At 41.5% G+C, this 10340-nt stretch carries 14 protein-coding genes; 4 read left to right on the top strand and 10 right to left on the bottom strand.

Annotated features, from left to right (window positions below):
- Positions 1-123 precede the first annotated feature (123 nt).
- The 3 genes from HFC68_RS09035 to HFC68_RS09405 are packed head-to-tail and all read right to left on the bottom strand — an operon-like array spanning position 124 to position 1270.
- Positions 124-660, bottom strand: coding sequence for an IS3 family transposase (locus tag HFC68_RS09035; protein ID WP_256677796.1), 537 nt, complete (start codon positions 658-660; stop codon positions 124-126).
- On the bottom strand, positions 627-965 hold the full coding sequence (locus HFC68_RS09445; RefSeq protein ID WP_372237467.1) for an IS3 family transposase: 339 nt from the start codon (positions 963-965) through the stop codon (positions 627-629). Before HFC68_RS09445 ends, HFC68_RS09035 begins: the two co-directional genes overlap by 34 nt.
- A 53-nt stretch (positions 966-1018) precedes the next feature.
- Entirely contained in the window at positions 1019-1270 is a 252-nt protein-coding gene (locus HFC68_RS09405) for an IS3 family transposase (protein WP_002816285.1), read from the bottom strand.
- Positions 1271-1714: 444 nt separating this feature from the next.
- Here HFC68_RS09405 and HFC68_RS09025 point away from each other — a divergent pair, with 444 nt between their 5' ends.
- Together HFC68_RS09025 and HFC68_RS09020 are read left to right on the top strand one after the other, a co-directional pair.
- A complete protein-coding gene (locus HFC68_RS09025) occupies positions 1715-2332 on the top strand; it encodes a hypothetical protein (RefSeq protein WP_159277804.1) in 618 nt (205 codons plus the stop codon).
- 24 nt (positions 2333-2356) lie between these two features.
- Positions 2357-2818, top strand: a complete 462-nt coding sequence (locus HFC68_RS09020) for a hypothetical protein (protein ID WP_159277805.1) — start codon at positions 2357-2359, stop codon at positions 2816-2818.
- Positions 2819-2876: 58 nt separating this feature from the next.
- Here the strand turns inward: HFC68_RS09020 and HFC68_RS09015 are convergent, their stop codons facing one another.
- On the bottom strand, positions 2877-3416 hold the full coding sequence (locus HFC68_RS09015) for a hypothetical protein (protein ID WP_159277807.1): 540 nt from the start codon (positions 3414-3416) through the stop codon (positions 2877-2879).
- A 325-nt stretch (positions 3417-3741) separates the two neighbouring features.
- Here HFC68_RS09015 and HFC68_RS09440 point away from each other — a divergent pair, with 325 nt between their 5' ends.
- On the top strand, positions 3742-3825 hold the full coding sequence (locus HFC68_RS09440; RefSeq protein ID WP_350028812.1) for a putative holin-like toxin: 84 nt from the start codon (positions 3742-3744) through the stop codon (positions 3823-3825).
- 421 nt (positions 3826-4246) lie between these two features.
- Here HFC68_RS09440 and HFC68_RS09010 read toward each other — a convergent pair whose 3' ends face one another.
- The 3 genes from HFC68_RS09010 to HFC68_RS09395 are packed head-to-tail and all read right to left on the bottom strand — an operon-like array spanning position 4247 to position 5428.
- The gene (locus HFC68_RS09010; protein WP_256682586.1) at positions 4247-4870 is read right to left on the bottom strand and encodes an IS3 family transposase; all 624 of its coding nucleotides are present in this window, start codon (positions 4868-4870) and stop codon (positions 4247-4249) included.
- Positions 4867-5088, bottom strand: a complete 222-nt coding sequence (locus tag HFC68_RS09400) for an IS3 family transposase (RefSeq protein WP_256677791.1) — start codon at positions 5086-5088, stop codon at positions 4867-4869. The genes HFC68_RS09010 and HFC68_RS09400 overlap by 4 nt, the downstream gene beginning before the upstream one ends.
- Before the next feature lie 40 nt (positions 5089-5128).
- Complete coding sequence (locus HFC68_RS09395; RefSeq protein ID WP_159277811.1) at positions 5129-5428, bottom strand: transposase; 300 nt, start codon at positions 5426-5428, stop codon at positions 5129-5131.
- On the opposite strand from HFC68_RS09395, the gene HFC68_RS09000 reads away from it, so the two are divergent.
- Positions 5410-5799, top strand: coding sequence for a hypothetical protein (locus HFC68_RS09000; protein WP_235022270.1), 390 nt, complete (start codon positions 5410-5412; stop codon positions 5797-5799). The genes HFC68_RS09395 and HFC68_RS09000 overlap by 19 nt on opposite strands.
- Before the next feature lie 156 nt (positions 5800-5955).
- Here the strand turns inward: HFC68_RS09000 and HFC68_RS08995 are convergent, their stop codons facing one another.
- Genes HFC68_RS08995 through HFC68_RS08985 form a run of 3 tightly spaced genes read right to left on the bottom strand, consistent with a single transcriptional unit; the run spans position 5956 to position 10119 of the window.
- Entirely contained in the window at positions 5956-7632 is a 1677-nt protein-coding gene (locus tag HFC68_RS08995; RefSeq protein ID WP_159277813.1) for an alpha-glucosidase, read from the bottom strand.
- A 20-nt stretch (positions 7633-7652) separates the two neighbouring features.
- Entirely contained in the window at positions 7653-8633 is a 981-nt protein-coding gene (locus tag HFC68_RS08990) for a LacI family DNA-binding transcriptional regulator (RefSeq protein ID WP_011673114.1), read from the bottom strand.
- A complete protein-coding gene (locus HFC68_RS08985) occupies positions 8614-10119 on the bottom strand; it encodes a sucrose-6-phosphate hydrolase (RefSeq protein ID WP_167399845.1) in 1506 nt (501 codons plus the stop codon). The genes HFC68_RS08990 and HFC68_RS08985 overlap by 20 nt, the downstream gene beginning before the upstream one ends.
- Positions 10120-10340 lie beyond the last annotated feature (221 nt).

Below are 10340 nucleotides of genomic sequence, written 5' to 3'. Positions count from 1 at the left end.
TTGGATTGAAGTCAATATTTGAGACAGATTTTAAGAGACATTCAGAACCGCGTTTACCTTCCACAGCTCAAATAAATCATTAATCGCGATTAATAACTTATTTGAACCCTGGAAAGCATTAAATCAGGCGGCCATTTGGCTCGTAAGTGTTGCAATTTCAACTTGTAAGGGGGCCTGGTAGCCCAGTGAACTATGAATTCTCTTCCTATTGTAGAAAGCATGCACATATTCAAAAAGGACGGCAGCGGCAGTTTCATAATCTTCAAAGACCGGCACTGGATAAACACATTCCTTTTTGAGGGAAGCGTGAAAGGATTCCATTGGCGCATTATCATACGGACAACCCTTACGGCTGTATGAGTGGCGGATATGTAGTTCAGTTAAACGTTGATTGTAATCATCACTGGTATACTGCGATCCTAAATCCGTATGGATAATCAGGTCCCCAGTAATGGTTCGATTTTTAACCGCGCTTTCAAGGGTCTTTAAGACTAAATCAGTATCCATCTTTTTTGAGAACGAATAGCCGATAATCCGTCGTGAGTGCAGGTCCATGATGGTTGATAAGTAACACCAGCCATTACGCTTCGTTTGAATATAGGTCATATCAGCGGCCCATTTTTGATTTAAACCAGTGGTCGAGAGATCCTGCTTAAGCAAGTTGGACGCTGTTCAACCTTGGTTTTGGAAGCCGAAGCCGCTTTCCACTTATTGACGGTAACGGAGTGGATACCCAGTTCCTTCATGAGCCGGGAAATCCGTCGTGGACTGCACCGAAGCTGCAGTGGTTGAAGTTCCAGATTCAATTCATGGTGGATCTTCATAACACCGTATCGCTGCTTAAATTCCGCAAAGATCCGCAGAATCCGTTGTTTCAAGTCCGCATCTTCGGCCCGGCGTTTTGAAGGTTTGAAGGATCGATAACGATAATACTGAGCTCTGGAAACACCGAGGATTCGGCACATCTTGGTTACCTGGTGGTGATGGCTTTCTTGGTGAATGTAATCAAAGATATTGGTTACTTCTGCGCAAGGAAGCCCAGGGCTTTTTTTAGGATTTCGTTCTCCTCAGACAGCGAAGCCAGTCGCTTTTCCATCGCTTTGATTTCGTCTGGCGATTTACCGGATTGAGTTTTGGCCTGGCCCTGGATCCACTTATGAACGGTTGAATAGCCAATGCCATATTCTCTGGCCAGTTGGGCAGCTGATTCGCCTTGCTTATATAGGTTGATAATGTTTTGTTTAAATTCTTTGTCGTAACGAGTTGGCATGTAAAAATTCCTTCCTTTTGAGAGATGATTTATTCATTATATCCTCTCTTAAAAGTTGTCTCAGGAATCAGCTTACATCCAGCCATATCATAAACGGGGACTGTGGATCCAATAACTATAGTGCAGGGTCTGTATATTCAAAGGAAGAATACAATGCCAATAAAAAAGCTATTCATATCTTATTAGATTACTGTACACTCAATAATCTTCACTATGAAAATTCTGTTGAATTCATGATGTCTTTTGGCATTCCCTTAAAGTTGGGCTACGTTGTAGAAATGGTATTCAAGGATAAATAAATCGTGTATTATATAAAGTGTTAATAATCTTGAGATGAGTTTAAAAATGACGATATTTGACGCTGGTATTATAACACCAGAAGAATTAATCGCTAAAAAAGAAAAAATCTTAAGATTATAAATATATTTTTGAAGGAGAATATAATTGAAAAAAACTTTATTAGGTAGCTTCATATTACTAACTCTAGTACTATCAGGGTGTGGTGACAATCACACTCACACCCACGAATCATCTAAATCATCAGAAAGTCACGTGCTAACTAAGGCAGGTGATAAAACTTACGACAAATCTCAAGGTAATATACAGCTACTTTCTGTTTCAAATAAAAGTGTTTCCAAAAACATAGACGATGTGGACTACAATATCTCAAGCGTAAAACTTCTTAAAACTGAAGCCACAAATAAAAATCAAGAATCACGCTACGAGACTACATTTGGCGATAAATGGGAATCTCCAATGAAATATATACAAGTAAAATATACATTAACGAATAATACTGATCACCCTATTTTTATTTGGGGAGCTGGTGGTATTGACGGTTCAGGTACTCAATATGATAATAACGATGGAGCACATGATTCTCTTCAAGGAAAAACTCTCCAACCTGGTGCTAAAATGGAAGGTCTTCTTCTATACAAAGCAACGTCTTTAGACAAGAAGAATTTTGATAAAGAAAAAATGATAACTGGACTGGTTGATATTAAGTCTGGAGATAGAGATATAAAAACAATTGAACATGCAACCATAGATTTAACTAAATAATTATTATAATTGGAGGAGTAAGTAATGGATCTAAATGAATATTCGGCTATTGCTGATAAACTAAATGTCGAGTTAAGAGGTTTAACAACAAAATTAATACAAAACTACAAAAATGAAGTCAATAAGAATGGTGAAACGCTTAAAACATTACCCTTTTATCATGGCTTTTATTTTATCGGGCGAAATGGTAAATTACTAAGCGACCATCATAAAATGTACATAAAGATTAACAATTCTTCTCAATCTGATGTGTACTATTCTTTAGATGATAAAGAATTAACTTATTTAACATATGATTCCGAATTAGGTTTCAAGGTTCCTACCCCTGTATCAGAAGAAAGTTTACATATTCTATTTTTAGACAGCGAATTCTACTTAGATGTTATGCATATAGTTGGCTTGAGTGGACTTCTGAAAGCCTCCGTAACAGATACCACAAATGCAATAGCTTTATTGAAGGAAGACTTAGCTGAATACCTACAATAAAATACTTATTTTATAACAAAAAAAGAACCTTTATTTTACAGGTTCTTTTTTGTATATTCTAATGGTTTATATCAATTTTAGACATTATACTTTCCGCTTCTTCTTCGTTCTCTGATAAAGAGGGTTCCAAACCTTCAACAATAAAAGTATAACTACATCTTTTGTTTTCTAGATTCCATCTAACTTTTCCATTCAAAGACTGCATTCCCTCCCAAAAAGAGATTATTTCCCATGCATTAACAACCTCTAAATCTGGAATATCTATTATAATCTGACTATCTTTTTCATTTATTACTTCATCTTTATTATTACTGATATACTCTGCTCCAAAATCAATCATTTTCCATTTATTTTCTATGAAGCTTATAACAACCATGTGATAATCATTCTTATCAAGTCTGAATACAGCTAACTTATCATTAATTATATCTCTGTATAATAAATCGCCGATGCAAGTATATGCAGGAATTCCCAATTGTTTTAATATTTTTTGGCCCGCCATCGCCCACGTTGCACAATTATGGTATTTATCTACCTTAGCTTCTTCAAAACCTTCTTCTAACTTCTTACCGATTACATTTAAATCTACTTTTTCCACTCCGAAAATCTCCTTTATTAGAATGATAAGAAGTGCATAAAAATAGCCATCTAGAATTTATCTAGATGGCTTTGTTAAAATCTCTTTTATTCAAGTTTTTAAGTGTTATTTTTAGCATTTTTCATCAACTCTTCTTAATTAATATGCACCGATACCCGATGTATTAGAATGAATTATATCATACTATATAAAAATTTCAATAGTAAATCACTCTATTATTTATGGTAAAATTACAGAGTAGAAAAGTTAAGGCGGTGGCTAATCCTCATAGAAAGTGGGGTGATGCCTATGATTAATAAGTATTATTCCACTAGAAAGGAATAGTATGTCAGTGTTCCAAGCACTAACAATCGCAATTAACTTTGCTTTGTTGGTAATTGCAATATTGAAATTTAATCAAAAAAAATAACCGTCTAATAACTTTGGCGAGTTAATCGGTTATTTTTTAATATTAACAATGTCACCGTCTTAAACGGTTCTACACGGGAAGTCATGAGCTGGAACTCATGACTTCTTTTTCATCTTCAATTATATATCTTGGTAATCTAATTCGTCAACTAATCTGACAACCAATTCGTAAACTAATACGTAAACCAATCTGTCAACTAATCTATCAATTAATCTGGCTACGAAGCCTTTTGTGTAGCAATTTGTCCATCTTTTTTAATTAAGAAAATTGGGCTACTATAGCTTGTTCCCTTTGAATTTTGGATTGAAGTCAATATTTGAGACAGATTTTAAGAGACATTCAGAACCGCGTTTACCTTCCACAGCTCAAATAAATCATTAATCGCGATTAATAACTTATTTGAACCCTGGAAAGCATTAAATCAGGCGGCCATTTGGCTCGCAAGTGTTGCAATTTCAACTTGTAAGGGGGTCTGGTAGCCCAGTGAACTATGAATTCTCTTCCTATTGTAGAAAGCATGCACATATTCAAAAAGGACGGCAGCGGCAGTTTCATAATCTTCAAAGACCGGCACTGGATAAACACATTCCTTTTTGAGGGAAGCGTGAAAGGATTCCATTGGCGCATTATCATACGGACAACCCTTACGGCTGTATGAGTGGCGGATATGTAGTTCAGTTAAACGTTGATTGTAATTATCGCTGGTATACTGTGATTCTAAATCCGTATGGATAATCAGGTCCCCAGTAATGGTTCGATTTTTAACCGCGCTTTCAAGGGTCTTTAAGACTAAATCAGTATCCATCTTTTTTGAGAACGAATAGCCGGTAATCCGTCGTGAGTGCAGGTCCATGATGGTTGATAAGTAACACCAGCCATTACGCTTCGTTTGAATATAGGTCATATCAGCGGTCCATTTTTGATTTAAACCAGTGGTCGAGAAATCCTGCTTAAGCAAGTTGGGACGCTGTTCAACCTTGGTTTTGGAAGCCGAAGCCGCTTTCCACTTATTGACGGTAACGGAGTGGATATCCAGTTCCTTCATGAGCCGGAAATCCGTCGTGGACTGCACCGAAGCTGCAGTGGTTGAAGTTCCAGATTCAATTCATGGTGGATCTTCATAACACCGTATCGCTGCTTAAATTCCGCAAAGATCCGCAGAATTCGTTGTTTCAAGTCCGCATCTTCGGCCCGGCGTTTTGAAGGTTTGAAGGATCGATAACGATAATACTGAGCTCTGGAAACACCTAGGATTCGGCACATCTTGGTTACCTGGTGGTGATGGCTTTCTTGGTGAATGTAATCAAAGATATTGGTTACTTCTGCGCAAGAAAGCCCAGGGCTTTTTTAGGATTTCGTTCTCCTCAGACAGCGAAGCCAGTCGCTTTTCCATCGCTTTGATTTCGTCTGGCGATTTACCGGATTGAGTTTTGGCCTGGCCCTGGATCCACTTATGAACGGTTGAATAGCCAATGCCATATTCTCTGGCCAGTTGGGCAGCTGATTCGCCTTGCTTATATAGGTTGATAATGTTTTGTTTGAATTCTTTGTCGTAACGAGTTGGCAGGTAAAAATTCCTTTCTTTTGAGAACGATTTATTCATTATACCCTCTCTTAAAAGTTGTCTCAGGAATCAGCTTACATCCAGACCCAGACCGCGATGACGTCGTAATCAATGTCGCTATCGATGGCGTTGGTAGCAAAGATGACTTAGCAATGGCCAAATTTGATGCGACCATCGCTTCATTCGCCCGTCACTTGCCAGCCAACAGTAAATCAATTCGTTTCCAAGCAATCCAACCGACCGAAGTGATTTCTGATCAAGCCGCCTTACAATTACTATTCAAGTTGCTAGATACTGGTCAATTGGTCACGACGATCGATGAACAACTACCGTTTAACCTCACGGGCTTCATTCAAGGTCACCAACGACTAGATGAGCCTCACGTGGGCCAAGTGGTCGCCGCGCGCTAAAAAACTGCTTTCAAAAGTTATCCTTTTGAAAGCAGTTTTTTTAGTCAGGTGGTCGCTTATTAAGACCATCGCAGAATTTTGAGCAACCCAATTCACACTAATCGTAACGATTGGGTATATTTCAAAGACCGCCTCAATTAGCCAAGTCCTGGATACCTATGCGAGTTGGTAGACCCAAGCCTCATAAGGCCGTAATTTATTTGGCTGCTGCTCGCCATAATTACTAATCAAGCATTTGGCCGTGGGCGTCAGATATTGATCCAGTGGTCGGGACAGTGTCTCGGCTGTGAAATTGCAACAAACTAGCCAGGTCCGCCCTTCCCATTGCCGTGCATATAAGAATACCTGCGGATCATCGGCCCACAAGAGCTCAAACGAACCTAACGTCACTAAGGGGTATTGATGTCGTAATTGAATCAAGTGCTGATAATAGTACCACACTGAATCCGGATCAGCCAAAGCTGCGGCAGCATTGATTTGACGATAGTTGGGATTGACCGTGAGCCATGGCGCCGCGTCACTAAAACCCGCGTTAACCTCCGTGTCCCATTGCATCGGCGTTCGCGAGTTGTCCCGAGAACGCGCCGCTAATCGGGCCATCATATCTGCCGGTGATAGCAGCTGGCGCTCAGTCACTAAATCACGATAGGCATTGAGCGATTCAATATCTCGGTAACTGGCTAGTTCAGTAAAATGAGCGTCAGTCATCCCCAGTTCCTCACCTTGATAAATATATGGGGTTCCCTGTAAGAGGTGTAAACACGTTGCGAGCATTTTAGCCGAACGTACCCGATATGCTGGTCGGTCATCACCAAAACGTGAGACCGCTCGTGGCGTATCATGATTGTTCCAAAACAGGCTGTTCCAAGCCCGCCCTTCAAGTCCGACTTGCCAGTCACTAATGACTTTCTTTAGCGCCACTAACGGTGTCTTACGCGTACTCCACTTACCAAGACCATGCTGACTATTATCAAGTCGCAGATGTTGAAATTCAAAGACCATATCTAATTCGTGCTGATCAGCGCCCGCATACTTCAGCGCATCCGCTGGTGTCACCCCGTGGGTCTCACCAACCGTCATGATATCAAACTGTGACAATACTTCTTGGTTCATTTCTTGCAAGAATTCATGAACTCGCGGTCCGTTCGTTACTCGAGCATCGCCAAACTGACTGTGCGGTTTCAGTGGACCATCTGGTAATCCGGGTAACTTAGAGATTTGGTTAATGACGTCCATTCGAAAACCGTCAACACCCTTGTTCAGCCACCAGGTCATCATCGTATAAACTGACTCTCGTAAGGTCGGATTCTCCCAGTTTAAATCAGGTTGTTTTGTTGAAAACGTGTGTAAATAATACTGCTGGGTCTGCTCATCATATTGCCATGCTGAACCACCAAAAGCCGCATCCCAATTATTGGGCGCCTTTTTGCCGTTACCTGAGCGCCAAAAGTAGAAATCACGATATTGATTGGTGCGGTCCTGGCGACTGCGTTTGAACCATGGATGCTCATCAGAGGTATGGTTAACAACCAAGTCCATGATGATCTTTAAGCCCCGGTCATGGGCGGCTTGCAATAGTTCATCAAAATCAGCCATAGTGCCAAAGTCGGCCGCAATTTGTTGATAATCACTAATATCATAACCATTATCATCGTTGGGTGAACGATAAATGGGATTGAGCCAAATGACGTCGATTCCTAATTGCTTTAAGTAGTCTAGGTGGGCCGTGATCCCCTTTAAGTCACCAATACCATCATGATTGGTATCTTGAAAACTCCGTGGATAGACCTGATAGACAACGGCTTGTTGCCACCACTTGATTGTTGCTGCCATAATTACGATTAACTCCTTAGTTACGCGGTAAGGCCCTTGATGAGCTTAACTGGTAACGTATATTTTGATTCCAGTGTACAATTCGCATCCTCAATCCGCTGCAATAGTAGAGAAACCAGTAACGTGCTAATATCCGCTAACGGTTGTTCTACTGTTGTTAATTCAGAATGATAATCACGTATGAGCGCCGTGCCATCATAACCAACAACGCGTAATTGCTCAGGAACCGTTAATGACAGTTGTTGCGCGACGTTGAGCACTAGTAAAGCGGCCAAATCATCACTACAAAAAATACCATCATACTGATGTTGTGTCATAATCGTCTTAATTTCCATCATCTTCAGCGCAGGGGTCAATTCAAACGGTAACTCATGGACATGGGGTGTTAGCTGTTGGGCAGTCAAGTAGGCTTCATATCCTTCACGGCGACCATTCGTTGGCGAACCAGCGTGTGACTTACCAGTAAAAATAGCCACGTTAGTCGCCCCCGCCTGATGCAATGTCTGGGTTGCTAGCCAGCCCCCCTGGTAGTTATCCGAACTAACGATGGGAATATTGTCGGATAAGTACCGGTCAAATGAAATAATCGGAAGACCATATTGTTGATATTCTTCAATACCTAAATTGTGGGCACCAGCAATAATCCCGTCGACCTGATTAGCCATCAACATTTGTAAGTAGTCGCGTTCTTTTTGCGGATCATCCGCACTATTACATAAAATCACCTTATAATTTTTAGCAAATAAGATTTTTTCAATCCGGGACACCAGTTCACCAAAGAACGGATTACTAATATCTGAAAAGATGACGCCAATTAAGCGCGTATTCTTTCCTTGCAGTGAGCGTGCCATATTATTCGGCTGATAATGCAGTTCTCGCATCGCCGCGAAAACTTTTTCTTTAGTCTGACTACTCAGGTAGCCATGGTTATTAATAACCCGAGAAACGGTTGTCGCTGAGACCCCCGCTAGCTTCGCAACATCATTTAATTTTGGTTTCATTGTTATCGACTCCAGTATGCTCTGATTGGCGCCATTCCCAGACTTTACCGGTAACTGCCGTAGTGTCACCTTGAACGTTAAGACGACTCGGGGTAGCGTTTAAGAAGAAACGGCCGGTCATCACGGAATAGCCGTTATCAATATAGCATTCAAAGACTGACACGTCTATGATTAGCCGGATTTTTATCGTCTTATGGGCCGTTAACTCAACTTGACGAGTCTGACCATAATCTTCAGCAAACGAATTCCCCGTATGCCGCCGATCAATCATAACCTGACCATGGTTGGCATCAACAGTCACCTGCAGCTGGCCACTTTCCTGCTGATCAGCAATGTTAACCGTGACCGTTTTATCAGCGGGAACCGTCAGTAAGAGTTCAAAGCTGCCATTCAAAGCGGCCACCGTCGCCCGTTGTTGCTCAAAGACTAGGTCATGCGCCGTCGTCCGCAAATCATCCACCGCTGCCACTGGATTTTGATAGAGGTGCTCATCTTTAAGCGTTAGTTCCTTAACTAAGCTCAAACAATGGGCCCAATTTTCACGATCAGTTGGATAGGAAATTTCAGGTAACCCAATCCAGCTGACGGCTAACGCGCGGCCATCCGGCGCATTGATTGCCTGCGTGGCATACACGTCAAAGCCGTCATCCAATTGCGTCAGGGCGTGGGGTTCAGTGAATTGTGCCTGAGCTAGGTTCAATTGATCGGCAACTAAGTACATGTTCGGATAAATATTCTGATACGGGATCGTTGCTTGCGATAACCCTTGGGGACAGAACAATAAGACGGGCTGTTGATCGATCCAGACCAGATTTGGACACTCAATCATATAACCCCGCGCATTTGCGGGAACGTTCAACTCGCCTTGACACGTCCAGGTGGTCAGATCCTTTGAGAAATAAACCAAGATAGCACCGATCTCAGTAGTCGTCTGCGCACCGATCAGCGCGTAGTAGCCGTGGTCATTCCGGATCAAGTCCGGATCACGAAACGAACTCGTGTACCCAGCCGGAGCATGCGCAATTAGTGGCCGGGACAGCTTTTTAATGTGATTATCCGTGTCCATCCAGGCACCTAATTGATACGATTCACGTTGCCAGTCGGCAGTACGGACATTACCCGTATACATAATAAATAACTGATCATCAATTGGTAGTGCTGTACCCGTGTACGCGCCGTGTGAGTCGTACGGCGTATCTGGTCGAATCGCTAAACCCTCATCATGCCAATCCACCAAGTTCTTAGAGGTCACGTGTTGCCATGACTTCAGTCCGTGTACCGGACCGAACGGAAAGACTTGGTAGAACAGGTGCCACTGACCATCAAAGTATGAAAAGCCATTGGGGTCATTTAACAAACCTGATGTAGGCTGAATATGATGTTGCATCCGCCACTTAGACTGGCGTGCCTGGGCAACGAGCTGTGGTAGCTTAGTTGCTGGCCACTGTTCATAAGGGGTATAACGGGTTTTACGATTCCATATCATGACGATGAGCTCCTTTTTAACGTTCGACTTAATTGTCACTATTATAAAACCGCTTACACCAATATGTCAATCGTTTGACATTTTTATATTATATTTTCATGTCAGCGTTTCAAATTCGGCTTTTTAACAAGATTATCAAGCAATCCAATTTTGTATCAAACGCTTGACATATTTTCCAAAATTGCTATTATTGGGTCTGTAAAGCGCTTGCATTATTAAAT

It is taken from the genome of Pediococcus sp. EKM201D, from assembly GCF_011800215.1.
In the GTDB taxonomy this organism is placed as follows: Bacteria; Bacillota; Bacilli; order Lactobacillales; family Lactobacillaceae; genus Pediococcus; species Pediococcus pentosaceus.
Note: the sequence above shows the minus strand (reverse complement) of the source record. Positions and strands in the feature narration are given on the sequence as shown.

Excerpts from the sequence above, each read along its gene's own strand:
- HFC68_RS09445 (WP_372237467.1), bottom strand. The coding sequence starts at position 965 with ATGTGCCGAATCCTCGGTGTTTCCAGAGCTCAGTATTATCGTTATCGA.
- HFC68_RS09405 (WP_002816285.1), bottom strand. The coding sequence starts at position 1,270 with ATGCCAACTCGTTACGACAAAGAATTTAAACAAAACATTATCAACCTA.
- HFC68_RS09020 (WP_159277805.1), top strand. The coding sequence starts at position 2,357 with ATGGATCTAAATGAATATTCGGCTATTGCTGATAAACTAAATGTCGAG.
- HFC68_RS09440 (WP_350028812.1), top strand. The coding sequence starts at position 3,742 with ATGTCAGTGTTCCAAGCACTAACAATCGCAATTAACTTTGCTTTGTTG.
- HFC68_RS09010 (WP_256682586.1), bottom strand. The coding sequence starts at position 4,870 with ATGAAGGAACTGGATATCCACTCCGTTACCGTCAATAAGTGGAAAGCG.
- HFC68_RS09400 (WP_256677791.1), bottom strand. The coding sequence starts at position 5,088 with ATGTGCCGAATCCTAGGTGTTTCCAGAGCTCAGTATTATCGTTATCGA.
- HFC68_RS09395 (WP_159277811.1), bottom strand. The coding sequence starts at position 5,428 with ATGAATAAATCGTTCTCAAAAGAAAGGAATTTTTACCTGCCAACTCGT.
- HFC68_RS08995 (WP_159277813.1), bottom strand. The coding sequence starts at position 7,632 with ATGGCAGCAACAATCAAGTGGTGGCAACAAGCCGTTGTCTATCAGGTC.
- HFC68_RS08990 (WP_011673114.1), bottom strand. The coding sequence starts at position 8,633 with ATGAAACCAAAATTAAATGATGTTGCGAAGCTAGCGGGGGTCTCAGCG.
- HFC68_RS08985 (WP_167399845.1), bottom strand. The coding sequence starts at position 10,119 with ATGATATGGAATCGTAAAACCCGTTATACCCCTTATGAACAGTGGCCA.